This window comes from Bacillus sp. AR4-2, from assembly GCF_008274865.1.
GTDB lineage: Bacteria > Bacillota > Bacilli > Bacillales > Bacillaceae_G > Bacillus_A > Bacillus_A cereus.
Window position 1 is genome coordinate 1,065,888 of the sequence record NZ_CP031062.1, and the last position, 17,248, is coordinate 1,083,135.

The window sequence follows — 17,248 nt, forward strand, 5'->3', positions numbered from 1 at the left end:
GATGGCTCTCTATTTTTTCAATAAAAACAAATAACAATAAATATTTATGTTGGTGCTAATTTCATAAAAGAGATAAGATTATAAGACTCGATTAAAATAAAGGGGGATTGTAAGTGATCATATCAGATGTACTATACGGAGAATTTGAAGTGGATCAAGTAGTAGAAGAATTAATTTCAAGTAAGTCTATGCAAAGACTAAAGGGAATTCATCAAAATGGCGCAAGTTACTTAGTGAACGAGAAATGGAATGTAACGCGCTTTGATCATTCAGTTGGTGTTATGTTATTAGTTAAAAAACTAGGTGGTTCAGTAGAAGAACAGATCGCTAGTTTACTGCATGACGTATCGCATACTGCTTTTTCCCACGTGATTGATTACGTTTTTGATAATGAAGATGAAAGTTATCATGAAGAGATATTTAGTTCTGTTGTGAAAAACTCAGAAATTCCAGCGATCCTTGCGAAGCATGGTTATAACTATGAAGATATTTTATTAGATGATTCGAAGTGGACATTACTGGAAAGGTCAGCGCCCGAATTATGCGCAGATCGAGTAGATTATACGTTACGAGATATGTATACATACGGATATATTTCTTTAGAAGAGGTTCATAGATTTTTAGAGGATATTATCGCAGTAGAGGGGAAAATGGTTGTTCAAAGTGTCGAAATGGCAGAATGGTTTACAGAAACGTATTACAAAGAAGTAATTGATTTCTTTATGAAACCAATGAATATTTACGGAAACGATATGTTAGCGAAAACGTTAAAGTTATCTCTTCATAAAAAGGTTATTCATGCAGATGATTTTCTTCTTGAAGATGAGGAGCTTATTTCGAAATTGCAGCAATGTAATGACCCCGAAGTAGAAGCTTTATTAAGCAAAGTTCATCCAAATGTAAAGGTAAAAGAAGATAGAAACGATTATGATTTACATCAGAAAAATAAAGTGCGTCTTATTGATCCGCCGTTACTTCGTGAAGGGAAAATCGTTCAGTCATCTGTTGTGTCAGAAAACATAAGACAGATAAGTGATATTGCTTATGAAAAAGCGGTGAGAGGGATGTATGTGAAAGTGATTTCGAATTAAAAAAGAAGTAGCGCATCGTTTTTAGAGCGCTACTTCTTTTTTATTAATGATCAAACCAATTCCAAATCTCAATATCTCCAAGAGTCGCATAACGTACGTGCGGGGAGTTTTGTAATTTTACTAACTCTTTCGATGGGCCAGTAATAACAATTCCGTATACTTTTACACCGTTGTCCTTTACATATTGATAACGTTTATCTAAGTTTAGTTCTTTCTCAGAAAGCGCTGCTATTTTGCTTACCGTTTTTTTATGGATAGAAAGGATGCGCATCATTTCGGTTACTTTGTCTTCTTGCGTTTTCTGCCCGTCATTTTCATTAGCGAGGAATCTTACATGTTCTGGAAACCCTATAGCTTCTCCGCCATGTAGGATATAGTCATCTACATTTTTTCTTTCTTGTCCTGTATCTAAAGCATACCATAAAGGAGTTGGAGGGAGTTCTTGTGCCTCAAATATGCTATATAAAAGCGGTTCTAATTCTTTTAAAGTGTAAGCTTTATCAAAAGAAATTGCTACTTCTGCAACGGTTCCATCATGTACTTTTGCAAGTGTATCCCATACTTTTTTTGATGAATCCTTTAAATAATCACCCTGCTCTGTTTTTGGATGAACAAAGAAGAGTTTTGGTTGATAGAACGGATTCATCCAAGTTCGCTTCGTAACATCTACAGATGATAAGAAGCTTTTTGTTTCTATTGTACCGAGGGGCATTTCTTTTTTACCGACGGTTCGTACTAAATCAAATTGGCTATTCGTACGGAAAAAAGCTTCTACACTTGTTCCGCCTCCCATAACACGGCTATTTGGGATCGTTGCTTCAAGTGCAAGCGAAGGAACCTCTCTAATTTCTTCTAGCCTTTTATCATTATTAGCTTGAAAATAAAAGGCTGATAATACCCCGCCGATTATATATATAACGATGCAAATTGATAATATAAAACCAAACGTTTGTAAACGATGTTTCCACTTAATCCTCCAAAAAGGAACTTTAAAATCTTTTGGAGGTAACTTTTTCTTAATTGGTTCTGTTTTTGTTAACAGCTCATCTAAGTAAGCTTCACACGCTTCACATGACTCAATATGACTTTCTAACAGTTCTTGTTCATCATGCGTGAGCGTTCCATTTTCATACTTCTTCCATAGTTTTTTAAATTCTGTACAACCCATCCGTATCACTCCTTTATGCTTTTCATTTCTTTTCGTCCGCGGTGTAATTCAATTTTTACTTTCGCTAATGAGAGACCAGTCATTTCTGCTATTTCCTTATAGGAGAATCCATAGTAATCTCGTAGTAGCAGGACATTTCGTCTTTCGAGCGGAAGAGAAGATAAACTTTCTAACCAACTAGCAATCTCAAATTTTACGAAATATTCATGTTCTGTACTTGGAACGTTTGGTAAATGGAATTCTGCAACTTCTGTTGTTTTATATTTCTTTTCTTTACGATACCAATCGATAAAGGCATTGTAGGCAATTGTAAATAACCACGGCCTAATTTCTTCTCCTTTATAATAGTCAATATGGACGAGCATTCGGTAAAAGGTTTCCTGCATGAGATCTTCAGCAAAATGAGAATCTCCGGTTAGGGAGAGAAGATAGCGAAATAAATCATGCATATGATCTGAATAAATGTCTTCTAATGATTGTTTACGTTTCACTACATTTCCCTCCCTTCATACATAACAACGAAATACATATAAAAAAGTTACAATTTTTTATGGAATTATAGTAAAAAACGTCAAGAATTGGATTGCGTTCTCTTTTATCATAATACATATAAGGCGGGTGAACAGAGATGGAAAGCTATGAAACACAAATTCAAAGGTCAATTGATTATATTGAGGAAGATGTAATGGAAAAACAAACGCTGCGTAATTTAGCGCGGGTTGCAGGTTTTTCTGAGTCTCATTTTCATCGTGTATTTCAGGCGTTAGTAGGTGATACGGTAATGGAGTATGTTCGAAAGAGGAGGTTAGCCCGGGCAGCTTATCAACTTTCTCATACGGATGAAAAAGTTATTGATATCGCGTTTGAACATGGCTTTCAATCTCACGAAACGTTCACGAGAGCCTTTAAAAAATTATTTCAAATGACACCGAGTGAATATCGAAAACAAGAAATCGAAACACCGATGTATTACAGAGTAAATGTAAAGCAAAGAAAATTAAATCCGTATTTAGGAGGCATACAAATGGAATATCGTATTGTAAATAAACCAGAATTTTTAGTGGCGGGTTATGAACTGAAGACGACAAGTAAAGAAGGGAAAAACCATCAAGACATTCCAGCATTTTGGCAAGAATATTTACAAAAAGATCTTGGAACGACGATTCCGAATCGTAAAGATACGAGCCAATGGGTAGAGCTTGGATTATGTACTGATTTTAATTTAGAAACAGGAGACTTCACTTATATTATCGGAATGGAAGTTACAGACTTTGAAAATGTACCAAATGAAATTGCAAAGCGTACTTTCCCGGCAGCAACATATGCAGTATTTACAACGCCAAAAGTTCCTCATGAAGAAATGGTATCGTCTATCCACCAAACTTGGAATGCAGTATTCTCAGAATGGTTTCCGCATTCAGGCTATGAACATTGCGGCGTTACAGAGTTTGAATTATACGATGAGCGTTGCCACGAAGATAAGAGTGAGTTTGCACAAGTAGAGCTTTGGATACCGGTGAAGAAAAAATAATAGGGTAAGAGCGAATCATTGGGAGATGGTTCGCTTTTTTTATAAGTGGATTGTTAAATTTGTATTGTTTTATCTGTAATACATATGAAAATGGTAAAATAAAGTAGCAATTAAATATTGCGGGTGGAAGGTTATGCCCTTTCTTCATTTTGTGAAGAAAGGAGGTGTAGTCGTATGGAATTTCTTTTGCAAATTTTGTTGGAAATTACAAAAACTATAGCTAGAGAAGGTATAGTTTTTGGATTTAAGAAATTAACGGCAAAAAAGCGCAAAAAGAAGACCACCCGTCTGCCTGCGAAGCGTGGGAAGTCTTCTAAGCGCAAATAAGCTTTAGTTGCAACCTTCCACCTTGCGGTAATTAGTTGCAGTGACGGGGTGTTGGAAGCACCTCGTCTACTTCATTTTATGCAAAACTTAGTTAGTTTATACTTCTATTTATAGTATAACAGTTTAGAAATGTATTTGTTAATAGTTTTATTTTTACTTTGTATAGTAGGGAAGCAGGTTAGTATTGTCGGTTTTTGTCGGTAAGTCGATATATCTAGAAAATCGCTGATATAATTCGAGTTGCGCTGATATATTCAAAAAATCGCTGATATAATTCGAGTTGCGCCGATATATTCAAAAAATCGCCGATATAATTTCATATACCGCTAAAACACCCCAAAAAAACGATCTGCATAATTTCAATTACCGCAAAACTCTCCCAGAAAAGAAAAAAAGACGCCACATAGCGTCTTTCCTACGAACGAAACGGAAACACAAGAATAATCGTCGTTCCTTTTCCGAGTGCACTATCAACGGAAATTGTTCCGTTATGAGCATGAACGAGCTGTTTTGTAATGGCTAGGCCAAGTCCAGTTCCGATGTTGCTTTCTTCTGTGTTTGTTCCGCGGTAATATCGTTCAAATAGAAGTTCTTTCGTTTTTTCATCCATTCCTTTTCCGTCATCTGAAATGGAGAGTGTAAAGGAATTAGCGTTTTGTGATAACTTTACGATGACAGTAGTTGTTTCGTTATTATGTTTTACAGCATTTACTAGTAAGTTTTCGATAATACGCTGGAACCATTTTTCTTCAATGAAATATTGAATTTTATTTGAGCTCGGTACGAATTCAATATTTTGATTTTGAAGTGTTGGATTATTAATAAATTGCAATAATACTTTTTGGACGAACTGATTGATTTCAACGTTTACGTGTTGAGCAGGAAGGCTGTTATTTTTTAATTGATACGTTAAGCTTAAATCATCAATTAATGTCGTCATATATTGAGATTTCTCTTTCATAACACTACCAAATTGCTGAATATCACGATCAGTCCAGTTATATTGATTCGATTCGAGTAATAATGCGTAGCCATATATAGAGCTAAGTGGTGTTTTTAAGTCGTGTGTTAGACCGGTAATCCATTCTTCTCGTGTTTGCTGAAGTACTTGCCTCATCGCATCATTTTTTTTGAGTGTAATAGAAAGGTGTTCTAGTGAACTTGTTACATCTCTAAACAAACGAAATGACCATTTTTCTTTACCAGATCGCCGGAACCTGACAGGTTTTCCTTTTTTACTAATAGGTTCTTCATACTTTCCACCAGCGATATTTTTAAGCCAGCGCATCGCATGTAATAACGGTTTCCCGAATTTATTACCGTACCAAATAGAAAGAATGACTAAATAAACAAATACGATAAGAAGGATTAATCCGCATCCAATGAGAAACTTCTTAGTAAATACATCTTCAATTTCGTCATCTGGATAGTAGTGCTCATTTTTTGCAGTTACAACGAGAAGGTTGCCACTATTTGCATCGTAAAAGCTAGACGTGTTTTCTTTATGATTCCACGGTTCTTTTTCATTAAGGGCAATTTGTATTGCTGAAAATGTTTTTTTCTTTCCAGTTGGATAGGAAAAAACCTCTTCGCCATTTTGATTAAATATTTGAAGTGTTGCTTTTTCTTTAGACAGTAACTGTTTTTCATGATCTGTTAATGCGAACGAATCCATCGTTAAAGAGGAATGCTCCTTTTGAATTGCTGTCAGTAACGCATTGCTTTTTAACATACCACCATAAATAACAAGTGCTTTCTTTTCTTCTAATTCAATTTCCCAATATGTAAATTTATAATTGCTTTCGATATGATGTTGTATATATGCGACTAAAGATGTCTTCGTATAAGCATCCGGAACATCATTTGGTGTATTAAAGTGGTAGAGGATCTTTCCGTTTTCATCTACAACTTGGAGCCAATCATTTTTCTCCTTTATTAAATCTTGCACTTCAGATTGTAACGAAATATGCCCATCCTCTGAAGAGATGTATCTTGAAATTGTAAAACTATCAGAATCCGGAATGTTAGGTTCGTATAAAGTACTAGTAAGAAGAAAAATTAAATAAGTAAAAGCAGCAACTACAGCGATAAGTAATGTAACTAAAACAAAAACGTGTTGCATGATAAATTGAATAATAAGTCGTTTATTAAAATTCATATCGTCACCCTACTTTGTAACGAACTTATAACCAAGCCCGCGAACGGTTTTTATATATTCTGGTTTACTTGGATCATGTTCAATTTTTTCACGTAGTTTTCGAATGTGGACCATAACAGTGTTGTCATCGCCATTATAGGCAGGTGCTCCCCAAACTTTTTCATATATTTCCTCTTTCGAAAATACGTAGTTCGGATTCTCGCAAAAGAAGAGTAGTAGTTGAAAGAGTTGAGCAGAACATTCGACAATGTGCCCATCTACTGTTAGTTCTGCAGAGTGCTGATCAATTTCAAATCTTCCAAATGAAATTGAGTGTGGTTTTTGTTCGTGTGGTACGGTTTGTTTCATATGTCTCCGAAGCTGTGCTTTCATACGTGCTACTACTTCTAATGGATTAAATGGTTTCGTAATATAATCATCTGCACCGTATGAAAATCCGGATATTTTATCTAAATCAGATGCTTTTGCTGATAGGAAGAAAATTGGACAATCTGTTTGTTGGCGAATGATTGGACAAATATCAAAACCAGATTGTCCAGGAAGCATCACATCTAAAATAATTAAATCGTAATTGTTTTGCTTAGTTAGAGATAAAGCCATTTCAGCTGATGTTGCAGTTGTAATATGAGAAAAGCCTTCTTTTTCAAGAATGGTAGTTAGTAATTGTAAAATTGCTGTTTCATCATCAACGAGTAAAATATTTGCTTGGTACATAAACATCCCTCCTAATTTCCTCGAATATCATATCATCATTTTGTAACTTATGGAATTTTTAAGGAAATTTTAAGGTTTTCTTTCGCAAAAAATTAAGAATCAAATGATATGATAAAAGTAACATAGGGGAGGAGATGAGTGTGAACCCGTTTCAAGTGATGCGAGCTAGATATTTTTTAATTGTATTTGCACTATTAATTTTAATAGCGAGAAGTAGTGGCGATTTGCTAACAAGTATATTTCATATACAAAATTCTTCTTTTATAAATATTCTTATATTCTATATCCTTCCGATGGTATGGATTTCTTATGAGTATAGAAAGCACCACATTTCATTTTCATTATTTGTTAATAAAAATGAAACATTTAACTTGGTACAAGTTTTATACATTACGGTTATGTTATGCATGTTTAGTTACGGGTATCTTATTTTGTATATGTATAGTTTTGCATGGATTACACCGGACTTTATTATGAACGCCCTGCATGAACCAATTGTAGATAGTACTGGGGGATATGTATCTCAAGTCATTAGGGTCGTATTCATCGCACCAATTATCGGGGAATTTGTTTTTCGCGGATTTTTACTTCAACGTTTTGCAACAAAATGGGGAACGAGCATAGCGACCATCGTTGTAGCAATATTGTTTGCGTTGTTACATGTTGATTTCCTCGGTGCAGCCATATTCAGCATCGTATTGTCAATCGTATATATTCGTACGAAAAGTTTACTCATGCCAATTGCAATACATATGTTAAACAATGCATTTGTAATAGGTGCGTCTTTTCTAATAAGTAGAGAAAAAATTATGAGTTTTGCCGATTTCTCAAATTATACGACATTCTTTCCTGGACTTATTATTTTTATAACAGGATTAAACTTAGTACTTATCTTTTTATTTGTTAATCGCAAATATTGGAGTAAAGAAGTGCCGGTTATATATGCAGAGCAGGAAAAGAGCTTTTCAGATGTAGTCGGGAGTAAATAAGATGAAGAAGACGGTTGAAAAAATATTAAAAGACATTATAGATTCTACGTCTATTACAGATATGTGTGATAAAAGCGTTTGTCATTGGCTTCAACCTGTAGTAGATACGATTGTGTTTCCAGAGTATTACTTATTTTCTAGTACTCATTTAAAAGAAAATATTATTTCTCTTCTTATTGTGTTCGGGGTTTTACTAATATTTGGTCTAATTGTAGAAGAAATGATGAAGCGCATCTTCAGAAAGAATGAAGAGAAGTATATGTGGATTCATAAAGTATTCGAGAAAGTAATGGTGGCTTTCCTTTTGTTTTATGGTATAAAAACAATCATTTACTTTATAGCTTTGAAACATCATTAATTCGAAATTTGAAAGGGATGTATAAAATTATATGAATGAAACGATATCATCAAATAAGTTTTTTTATTTGATTTTACTTAGTCTAGTGTTAATAACGACAGTGAATGTTATTTTGCGCTGGGAGGAAGCTTATTTTTTCATGTATTTAGCGCTCCATTTGCTAGGGATTTTATGTATAAGTGGTGGAGTGGTTACTGAAAAAAAGAATGAAGAAAGCGTTAACTATATGTGTGTGATCGGTCTTGTTTTACTTTTAGCTGTACAAGGTATTATGAAATATAGTTCTTTCTCTTTACAAGATTTTAGTTTATTAATAGATGTACTTCCTTAAAGAGGCTTTTTATTTTATCTAAAAAGCAAGTAGGGTACGTGTTGGTTTGTAAGTGTGATCCTTATTACGGATTGTGAACCGAAGAAAGTGTTTAAAGATAGGTAAAACTCTTCTTATGTAGAAGAGTTTTTTTATGTAAATAAAAAGATCCAGAGCAATTCACATAATAAGCTTGTTCTAATTTAGCGTGTACGAACTTACAATAATAATAGACAGGCAGCATAGAGGAGGGAATAGCGTGAGGAAGGTTATCGGTTGGTCGCTTTTTTTGTACGTTGGATTTGCGTTACTTATATATTGGTATTTATTTGGATGGAATCATGAACTTATTCCGGACATGTATAAGGGAACGAGTGCAGATCCAGAAACGTTTATGAGTACGAGAGAGCTTACGCTAAGCCAAGATTATTCGCGCGTGAAAAATTTACTATACTTTTTAGCGACGCCTCTTGAATGGATTATTTTATTATTTGTACTTGTGCTAGGTATTTCAAGAAAGTTTGAGAAATGGTCGAAGGAAACGACTAAAATAAGTGTTTTGCAAGTTGCGATTTATTTCTTTTATTTATCATTACTGACAACAGTGCTTGCCTTACCGATGCAATGGATTGGCCGGAAAGTGTCCGTTGATTACGGCATTTCAACACAAAGTACACAAAGCTGGATAAAAGATCATGTTATCGGTTTTTGGGAAAGTTATGCGACTATGTTAATCGTAGTTACCGTTCTATTATGGCTTATCCGTAAATTTCCGAAGAGATGGTGGCTCGCAGGATGGGCGCTCTCTGTTCCATTTACAATCTTTTTAACATTCATACAGCCTGTCGTTATTGATCCACTGTATAACGACTTCTCGACGCTGAAAAATAAAGAATTAGAAACGAAAATTTTAGCGATAGCAGACAAAGCGGACATTCCTGCTAAACACGTATATGAAGTAAATATGTCAGAAAAAACGAATGCATTAAATGCTTACGTAACAGGAATTGGCCCTAACGCCCGTATTGTAATGTGGGATACAACACTTAAGCAGTTAAAAGATAAAGAGATTTTATTTATCATGGCCCATGAAATGGGGCATTATGTTATGAAACATATATATTTTGGCGTTGCAAGTTATGTATTGCTATCGTTTATAGGTATGTTTTTAATTAGTCGTATTATAAATATGTGTATTCGCAAATGGGGAGATACATTGCAAATTTCAAAAGTAGCATGTTTCTCCATTTTACCTTTATTTTTCTTAATTTCTTCTGTCCTCTCTTTTGCAGCACAACCAGCAACAAACTACGTTTCACGTATAGAAGAAAGAGCGGCAGATCAATATGCTTTAAATATGACGAAGGATGGGAAATCTGGTGTGAAAACTTTTCAATATTTATCAAAAACAAGTTTAAGCCAAGTAAATCCGCCTGCGTTAGTAAAATTTTTCTTATACACGCACCCACCAATTTTTGAAAGAATTCATACGTTTGAACAATATGAGAAACAAAGAAAAAAGGAGTAGCTATTATGCTACTTTTTTTTATAGAGATATAAGTTTCATATTGGGAATATTTATCATTGCTTTTTATTGCGATTTTGTAAATAATAAGCTATAAAATTCTAAAAATCTATATATAAAGGAATAAAGGTGAAAAAATGTATTTTTTACAAAATTTAAAAGTGAAATATAAATTATTAGCGCTTATTTCATTAGCAGTTTTAGGTATGGTAATTATAAGCAGTGTAGCAATTAGTTCTATTAATAAGATTAAGCATGATACAGAGGTTGTAGTAGATGATTATCAATATTCTGCAATTTTATTAGAAGGAATGCTTCGCACACAAAATTCACTAGAATATAACCTACTAGAATTAATTACGGTATCACAAAATGAAGTGGCAAATAAAGAGGGAATAATTGATAATATTGAAAAGGATCTTAAAAAATATGATTCTTTATTAAAAGAATATGATGATGGTTTTAATTTAAGTAAGCAAGAGGATGAACTGTTTCAGAAGATGAAGAAATCTTTGCCAAGTTATAAAGATACATATAAAAAATTATTTGAAAAGGCAAAGGCAACAAACGAGCCACAAATGGTAAATGAATTTCAGAAGGAATTAAAACCGAAGGGAATAGAGTTAGCCGGTTATGCAGTGGATCTAGAATCGTATGTTTCAAATTTAGCTGACCAAGTATTTAAAGATTCTCAAAAAATGATTGATCGTTCCGTTATTACCTTTATCATTCTTGTAGTAGTTACTACAATCGTTATATGTATAGTAAGTTATATTATTAGCAAGCTTATAGTTGCTCCTTTACAAACGGTTAGTCGTATGATGGAAAGAGCGAAAGAAGGAGATTTAACCGTACATGGTGATTATAATGCTAAAGATGAATTAGGTGTATTAGTAAGTAATTTTAACGAGATGATTGCAGGGCTAAGAACAAATATGCAAGAAGTAGAGAATAATATTCAGCTTTTATTTCAACATGCAGACGGAGTAGTATCTGCATCAGAAGTATCTAGTAGTGCAGCAAAGAAAATCACTATGGATATTGAAGAAGTTGCAAATGGTGCAGAGAGTCAAATGCAAGCAATGGAACAAACTGCGGGTGCGATGGAAGAGTTGACACAAGGAATGCAGAGTATAGTCAATACATCGTCCTCTGTAAATGAATTATCTGCTCAATCAGCATTAGATGCAGAGAATGGTAACAAATTAATGAAACAAATGATTCAACAGATGGATACAATCCAAAATTCGGTACATAGTGGTGTGAAACAAGTAGAGACTATGAAAGAACAATCAGAAGAAATTGTTAAAATCATTGATGTTATGCAAGGTATTACCTCCCAGATTAACTTATTAGCATTAAACGCCGCAATTGAGGCTGCACGTGCTGGTGAAAGTGGTAGAGGATTTGCAATTGTGGCAGATGAAGTGCGGAAATTAGCAGAACAATCTAGTGATTCTGCAAAACAAATTGAGAATCTTATTACTCAAGTTATGGGAACAACGAACCATACGGTACATATGATGGGGAAGGTAGATAATGAGGTACAGGCAGGTACACAAGTAGTAATGCATACAGAAAAAGTATTTGGAACAATTACAGAAAAAGTACAACAAGTATCTGAGCAAATTCAAACGGTATCTATGTCTACAGATGAAATTGCAGCGAGTAGTGAGGAAATCTCGGCTTCTGCAGAAGACATGGCTCAAATTTCCCAAAGATCATCTGACCGAACTGATAGGGTAAAAGAGTCTATTCAACAGCAAGAAAAATCTGTTCAAGAGATTTCGGTTTCAATTGAACATATGCATAACGCAGCAGGAAAACTAAAACAAATAGTTGCCCAATTTACTCTTCAAAAGTAGTAGCATATTTGAGTGTTAATAAAGATAAAAAAATCATCCTCTTTTAAGAAAAAAGGATGATTTTTTTATCCCGCTATTTGCTGGGCAGTAAGACCTCCACCTCAAAATTCAGCGAAAGCGAGTTATCAGTGAAGGGGAATGCTACCTCTGAAATATAAACCATGAATATAGTAGCCTCCACTAGGTATCTCCTTTAGGTGCCAATAAAGGGAAGTTATAAAGTGAAAAGGAGTTTATAAAGAGATTGTAGAATGTTTTAGTATATAACACCTTAGATGTGACAACTTCCTTTTTGAAAAAGAAAGAAGGGAGTATAAAGCAGAAAGGTAGTGGAAATATTTCTTCTAGAAGATTTACATTTTATCTTACATTCACCAAAAAATAATACTCCTGAAACAATGAAGTTCATTTTATTTGAATGAAATAGGGAGAGAGGACAATGAAGAAAAAAATATTGGGTGTAATGATGATTGCGACAATGGCAGGAGGTATATTTGCAGGGACGAATGTGACGCCTGTAAAAGCAGAAGAGTATCCACAAATGATTGTGTTTGAAGATGTTCCATACGGATTTTGGGCATATGATGCTATTATGGACTTAGCATATCATAAAATTATATTAGGGTATGGAAACGGGAAGTATGGTGTTGGCGATCTTATAACACGTGAACAAGTAGCTGGGACTATTTACAGAACACTTGAGATAAAAGAAGAAGGGCCAGTAGCGAATCCATATAAAGATGTTTCTGATAGTACAACCACTTTTAAAAAGGAAATTTTGGCGTTAACAAAACGTGGTGTTTTTTCAGGGGATGGCCAAGGGAATTTTAGGCCGAAAGCACCAATCTCTAGAGCGGAAATGGCTGTCATTTTAAAACGAGCATTTCATTTTGAAACGAAACAAAAACATACATTTAAAGATATTCCAAAAGGCCACTGGGCAGAAGATGCAATTAGTGCGTTACAATCTAATAATGTTGTGAGAGGAACTGGGAATGACATGTATGAATTAAATCGCCCTGTACCTAGAGAACAATATGCTCAGTTTATTAATAATGCGATTATTAATTATCATTTGAAAGAGGATTGGAAGTAGAGTGAAATATGAAAGCACAAATAGAAATATTTGTGCTTTTTTGTTTGTTTAAAAAAGAATTATTATTCTCATTTATGTATTTTTATGGTTATACACAAGCTTTATAATCAACCCGATGAAAAAGACATGATGTGTAATATGATTCACAAAACCGTCACGAAATGTGTCGAAAAATATATTGTCACTATACCATTTATTCTGTATATTTTTAAAAAAACATATACATATTGGGGAGATAATTTGATGAGCAAAAAATTATTAAAAACAGCTACAGCATTAACAATTATGGGTGGGGTGTTATTCTCAGCAGAGAGTAACAGTGTAAAAGCGGAAAGTGCACCGTTGCAAAAAACAAATACAATTGTATTTAAAGATGTACCAAAAGGACATTGGGCATATGAGGCAATTCATGAATTAGCGGAACAAGAAATTATTTTAGGATATGGCGATGGAATATTCGGTTTTGGGGATAATGTAACACGTGAGCAAGTTGCAGCTTTAATTTACCGTGTGTTTGATATGGAAGAACAAGATGAATATGAAAACCCATATGAAGATATTGATGAAAATTCAACAAGCTTTATCGAGGAGATATTGGCTTTAACGGAAATGGGAATTTTCCAGGGAGACGAGAATGGAAACTTTAGACCGAAGGCGACGTTAACGCGTGCAGAAATGGCACAAGTTCTTACGAATGCTTTTGACTTACAGGCAAAGGGATCTCATAACTTTAATGATGTTTCAGCAAATTCATGGGCAACGAATGCAATTAGTGCAGTACAAACAAATGGTATTACAATGGGAATCGGAGAAGGTAAATTCGGTCCGTCTATGAAGGTAACGAGAGAACAATACGCACAGTTTTTACATAGAGCAATATTGCATGATATGGAACAAGGGCAGTAATAAAGTTTAACTAGTCAAAGTGAAATTTAAAAATAATACAAAAAGGTCGTTGTTGTATAACAGCGGCCTTTTTTGTATGAAATAAAGCGCGAAAGAATGGCGTTTTGAAAAAAATGAAATGAATTTTCAAAAAAAAACTTCCTTTTCTGAAGATTTGTTATATAATATAAAACATGAAATCAAATCTGTTATAAAACAGTTTAAGAAGGGGATGCTAATATGTCGACGCAAACTTCACGGGTTACATTGCCCGGAGAAATGTTACCAGCGTACAACGAAATATTGACACCTGAGGTGCTTAGTTTTTTGAAGGAACTACATGAGAATTTTAATGAGCGCCGCATAGAACTTTTACAAAAACGTGTAGAAAAACAAAAGAGAATTGATGCAGGGGAGTTTCCGAAGTTTCTAGAAGAAACAAAACACATACGTGAAGCGGATTGGACAATTGCCAAGCTGCCAAAAGACTTAGAGGATCGCCGCGTAGAGATTACTGGACCGGTAGATAGAAAGATGGTCATTAACGCTTTAAATTCAGGAGCGCATCTTTTTATGGCGGATTTTGAAGATTCGAATTCACCAACTTGGGAAAACGCAGTTGAAGGGCAAATCAATTTACGAGATGCAGTAAAGGGAACGATTTCACATAAAAATGATAAAGGGAAAGAATATAGATTAAATGAGAAAACAGCTGTACTCATTGTACGTCCAAGAGGATGGCATTTAGAGGAAAAGCATATGCAAGTTGATGGGAAAAATATGTCGGGTAGTTTAGTAGATTTCGGCTTGTATTTTTTCCATAATGCGAAAGCTCTTTTAGCAAAAGGGAGCGGCCCATACTTTTACTTACCGAAAATGGAAAGTTATTTAGAAGCGAGATTATGGAATGATGTATTCGTATTTGCTCAAAAATATATCGGCATTCCAAATGGAACGATTAAAGCAACTGTGTTACTAGAAACGATTCACGCTTCGTTTGAAATGGATGAAATTTTATATGAGCTAAAAGATCATTCTGCTGGCTTAAATTGCGGAAGATGGGATTATATTTTTAGCTTTTTAAAGAGTTTCCGTAATCATAATAAATTCTTACTACCAGATAGAGCACAAGTCACGATGACGGCGCCATTTATGCGTTCGTATTCTTTGAAAGTAATTCAAACATGTCACCGCCGTAATGCACCAGCAATTGGAGGAATGGCGGCACAAATTCCGATTAAAAATAATCCAGAAGCAAATGAAGCAGCTTTTGAAAAAGTGCGTGCTGATAAGGAACGCGAAGCTTTAGACGGTCATGACGGGACTTGGGTTGCCCACCCTGGACTTGTACCGGTTGCAATGGAAGTGTTTAATCACATTATGAAAACACCAAATCAAATTTTTAGAAGACGTGAAGAAATATGTGTAACAGAAAACGATTTACTAGAGGTACCGGTGGGAACGATTACAGAAGAGGGCCTTCGCATGAATATTAGCGTAGGTATTCAATATATTGCATCTTGGTTAAGCGGACGGGGAGCAGCACCCATTTATAACTTAATGGAAGATGCGGCAACAGCTGAAATTTCAAGAGCACAAGTATGGCAATGGATTCGTCATGAAGGTGGAAAACTAAATGATGGTCGTAATATTACGCTTGAATTAATGGAAGAGCTAAAAGAAGAAGAATTAGCAAAAATAGAAAGAGAGATTGGTAAGGAAGCCTTTAAGAAAGGGAGATTCCAAGAGGCGACAACGTTGTTTACAAATCTCGTTCGAAATGATGAATTCGTACCATTTTTAACATTACCGGGTTATGAAATTTTATAAAAAATGAAAAGGGGATGGAACAAATGAAAAACGAAAGAATCGAGAAGTTACAAGAAAGCTGGGAATTAGATGAGCGTTGGAAAGGGATCACACGTCCATATTCGGCAGAAGATGTAATTCGCCTGCGCGGGTCAATTGATATTGAACATACGTTAGCGCGTCGTGGTGCTGAGAAGCTTTGGACATCGCTTCATACAGAAGACTATATTAACGCACTTGGCGCATTAACAGGAAACCAAGCGATGCAACAAGTAAAAGCTGGGTTAAAAGCGATTTACTTAAGTGGTTGGCAAGTAGCAGCTGATGCAAACCTTTCTGGGCATATGTATCCAGACCAAAGTTTATATCCAGCGAACAGCGTACCTGCTGTAGTAAAACGAATTAATCAAACGCTTCAACGTGCGGATCAAATTCAGCATATGGAAGGAAGTGATGATACAGACTATTTCGTACCGATTGTAGCAGATGCAGAAGCTGGATTTGGTGGGCAATTAAATGTATTCGAACTGATGAAAGGTATGATTGAAGCAGGTGCATCAGGTGTGCATTTTGAAGATCAATTATCTTCAGAGAAAAAATGTGGCCATTTAGGCGGAAAAGTACTACTACCAACGCAAACAGCAGTACGCAATTTAATTTCTGCACGCCTTGCAGCAGATGTAATGGGAGTGCCGACAATTATCGTTGCAAGAACAGATGCGGATGCAGCTGATTTAATTACGAGCGATATCGATCCTGTTGATAAAGCATTTATTACAGGAGAAAGAACACCAGAAGGGTTTTACCGTACGAATGCAGGTCTTGATCAAGCAATTGCGCGCGGTTTAGCGTATGCACCGTACGCAGACCTCGTTTGGTGTGAAACGTCAGAACCAAATTTAGAAGATGCAAAACGATTTGCGGACGCAATTCATAAGGAGCATCCAGGGAAGCTACTTGCATATAACTGCTCACCTTCATTCAACTGGAAACAAAAACTAGATGAAAAAACAATTGCAAGCTTCCAAAAGGAAATCGCATCTTACGGTTACAAGTTCCAATTCGTAACACTTGCTGGATTCCATTCATTAAATTACGGTATGTTTGAACTAGCACGTGGCTATAAAGAGCGCGGCATGGCAGCATACTCTGAACTACAACAAGCAGAATTCGCAGCTGAAAAACATGGCTACTCTGCAACACGTCATCAACGCGAAGTAGGAACAGGTTACTTTGATGAAGTGGCACAAGTGATTACAGGTGGAACTTCATCAACGACAGCGTTAAAAGGATCTACAGAAGAAGCACAGTTTACGAAATAAAAGGAAAGGGCACCTTTTTGAAAGGTGCCCCTTGTTATTTTCTAAACGATTCGAAAAGAAATATCGATTTATCGGAAAAAAAACGATACTAACTTTTCTT

At 35.2% G+C, this 17,248-nt stretch carries 16 protein-coding genes and 1 pseudogene; 13 read left to right on the forward strand and 4 right to left on the reverse strand.

Features of this window, described 5'->3' with window-relative positions; genetic code table 11:
* Window positions 1–113 precede the first annotated feature (113 nt).
* Entirely contained in the window at window positions 114–1,091 is a 978-nt protein-coding gene (locus DN399_RS05575; protein ID WP_149149398.1) for an HD domain-containing protein, read from the forward strand.
* Window positions 1,092–1,134: 43 nt separating this feature from the next.
* On the opposite strand, the gene DN399_RS05580 is transcribed toward DN399_RS05575, so the two are convergent.
* Both DN399_RS05580 and DN399_RS05585 read right to left on the reverse strand, forming a co-directional pair.
* Window positions 1,135–2,259 (reverse strand): anti-sigma factor, encoded by a 1,125-nt coding sequence (locus DN399_RS05580; protein ID WP_102956179.1) that lies wholly within the window; start codon window positions 2,257–2,259, stop codon window positions 1,135–1,137.
* Window positions 2,260–2,264: 5 nt separating this feature from the next.
* Window positions 2,265–2,750, reverse strand: a complete 486-nt coding sequence (locus tag DN399_RS05585) for an RNA polymerase sigma factor (RefSeq protein WP_149149399.1) — start codon at window positions 2,748–2,750, stop codon at window positions 2,265–2,267.
* Window positions 2,751–2,887: 137 nt separating this feature from the next.
* On the opposite strand from DN399_RS05585, the gene DN399_RS05590 reads away from it, so the two are divergent.
* Entirely contained in the window at window positions 2,888–3,790 is a 903-nt protein-coding gene (locus DN399_RS05590) for an AraC family transcriptional regulator (RefSeq protein WP_000446855.1), read from the forward strand.
* 174 nt (window positions 3,791–3,964) lie between these two features.
* Complete coding sequence (locus DN399_RS27990) at window positions 3,965–4,117, forward strand: hypothetical protein (RefSeq protein WP_000394943.1); 153 nt, start codon at window positions 3,965–3,967, stop codon at window positions 4,115–4,117.
* A gap of 415 nt (window positions 4,118–4,532) precedes the next feature.
* Here the strand turns inward: DN399_RS27990 and DN399_RS05595 are convergent, their stop codons facing one another.
* Window positions 4,533–6,275, reverse strand: a complete 1,743-nt coding sequence (locus DN399_RS05595) for a sensor histidine kinase (protein ID WP_006916100.1) — start codon at window positions 6,273–6,275, stop codon at window positions 4,533–4,535.
* A 9-nt stretch (window positions 6,276–6,284) separates the two neighbouring features.
* On the reverse strand, window positions 6,285–6,989 hold the full coding sequence (locus DN399_RS05600; protein WP_000283870.1) for a response regulator transcription factor: 705 nt from the start codon (window positions 6,987–6,989) through the stop codon (window positions 6,285–6,287).
* A gap of 140 nt (window positions 6,990–7,129) precedes the next feature.
* Here DN399_RS05600 and DN399_RS05605 point away from each other — a divergent pair, with 140 nt between their 5' ends.
* The 10 genes and pseudogenes from DN399_RS05605 to aceA all read left to right on the forward strand — a co-directional run bounded on the left by DN399_RS05605 (window position 7,130) and on the right by aceA (window position 17,148).
* The gene (locus DN399_RS05605) at window positions 7,130–7,978 is read left to right on the forward strand and encodes a CPBP family intramembrane glutamic endopeptidase (RefSeq protein ID WP_001067985.1); all 849 of its coding nucleotides are present in this window, start codon (window positions 7,130–7,132) and stop codon (window positions 7,976–7,978) included.
* Between the two features lies 1 nt (window position 7,979).
* Window positions 7,980–8,336, forward strand: coding sequence for a hypothetical protein (locus tag DN399_RS05610; RefSeq protein ID WP_000754334.1), 357 nt, complete (start codon window positions 7,980–7,982; stop codon window positions 8,334–8,336).
* Between the two features lie 31 nt (window positions 8,337–8,367).
* Entirely contained in the window at window positions 8,368–8,667 is a 300-nt protein-coding gene (locus DN399_RS05615; RefSeq protein WP_001006050.1) for a DUF2101 family protein, read from the forward strand.
* A 238-nt stretch (window positions 8,668–8,905) separates the two neighbouring features.
* Window positions 8,906–10,174, forward strand: a complete 1,269-nt coding sequence (locus DN399_RS05620; RefSeq protein WP_006924931.1) for a M48 family metallopeptidase — start codon at window positions 8,906–8,908, stop codon at window positions 10,172–10,174.
* A gap of 134 nt (window positions 10,175–10,308) precedes the next feature.
* Window positions 10,309–11,088: pseudogene (locus tag DN399_RS28705) on the forward strand (MCP four helix bundle domain-containing protein); the annotation flags it as partial.
* Between the two features lie 156 nt (window positions 11,089–11,244).
* Complete coding sequence (locus DN399_RS28710) at window positions 11,245–12,036, forward strand: methyl-accepting chemotaxis protein (protein WP_406940645.1); 792 nt, start codon at window positions 11,245–11,247, stop codon at window positions 12,034–12,036.
* 439 nt (window positions 12,037–12,475) lie between these two features.
* Window positions 12,476–13,132: an S-layer homology domain-containing protein gene (locus DN399_RS05630; protein ID WP_000727102.1), complete on the forward strand. Its 657-nt coding sequence runs from the start codon at window positions 12,476–12,478 to the stop codon at window positions 13,130–13,132.
* A gap of 138 nt (window positions 13,133–13,270) precedes the next feature.
* A complete protein-coding gene (locus DN399_RS05635; protein WP_140159276.1) occupies window positions 13,271–14,038 on the forward strand; it encodes an S-layer homology domain-containing protein in 768 nt (255 codons plus the stop codon).
* A gap of 219 nt (window positions 14,039–14,257) precedes the next feature.
* On the forward strand, window positions 14,258–15,847 hold the full coding sequence (gene aceB, locus DN399_RS05640; protein WP_086389258.1) for a malate synthase A: 1,590 nt from the start codon (window positions 14,258–14,260) through the stop codon (window positions 15,845–15,847).
* Between the two features lie 23 nt (window positions 15,848–15,870).
* On the forward strand, window positions 15,871–17,148 hold the full coding sequence (gene aceA, locus DN399_RS05645; RefSeq protein ID WP_000787346.1) for an isocitrate lyase: 1,278 nt from the start codon (window positions 15,871–15,873) through the stop codon (window positions 17,146–17,148).
* Window positions 17,149–17,248 lie beyond the last annotated feature (100 nt).

Bases quoted from the DNA above. Each gene is read 5' to 3' on its own strand.
- DN399_RS05580 (WP_102956179.1), bottom strand. From the start codon at position 2,259: ATGGGTTGTACAGAATTTAAAAAACTATGGAAGAAGTATGAAAATGGA.
- DN399_RS05590 (WP_000446855.1), top strand. From the start codon at position 2,888: ATGGAAAGCTATGAAACACAAATTCAAAGGTCAATTGATTATATTGAG.
- DN399_RS27990 (WP_000394943.1), top strand. From the start codon at position 3,965: ATGGAATTTCTTTTGCAAATTTTGTTGGAAATTACAAAAACTATAGCT.
- DN399_RS05595 (WP_006916100.1), bottom strand. From the start codon at position 6,275: ATGAATTTTAATAAACGACTTATTATTCAATTTATCATGCAACACGTT.
- DN399_RS05600 (WP_000283870.1), bottom strand. From the start codon at position 6,989: ATGTACCAAGCAAATATTTTACTCGTTGATGATGAAACAGCAATTTTA.
- DN399_RS05610 (WP_000754334.1), top strand. From the start codon at position 7,980: ATGAAGAAGACGGTTGAAAAAATATTAAAAGACATTATAGATTCTACG.
- DN399_RS05615 (WP_001006050.1), top strand. From the start codon at position 8,368: ATGAATGAAACGATATCATCAAATAAGTTTTTTTATTTGATTTTACTT.
- DN399_RS28710 (WP_406940645.1), top strand. From the start codon at position 11,245: ATGCAAGCAATGGAACAAACTGCGGGTGCGATGGAAGAGTTGACACAA.
- DN399_RS05630 (WP_000727102.1), top strand. From the start codon at position 12,476: ATGAAGAAAAAAATATTGGGTGTAATGATGATTGCGACAATGGCAGGA.
- DN399_RS05635 (WP_140159276.1), top strand. From the start codon at position 13,271: ATGATTCACAAAACCGTCACGAAATGTGTCGAAAAATATATTGTCACT.
- aceB (WP_086389258.1), top strand. From the start codon at position 14,258: ATGTCGACGCAAACTTCACGGGTTACATTGCCCGGAGAAATGTTACCA.
- aceA (WP_000787346.1), top strand. From the start codon at position 15,871: ATGAAAAACGAAAGAATCGAGAAGTTACAAGAAAGCTGGGAATTAGAT.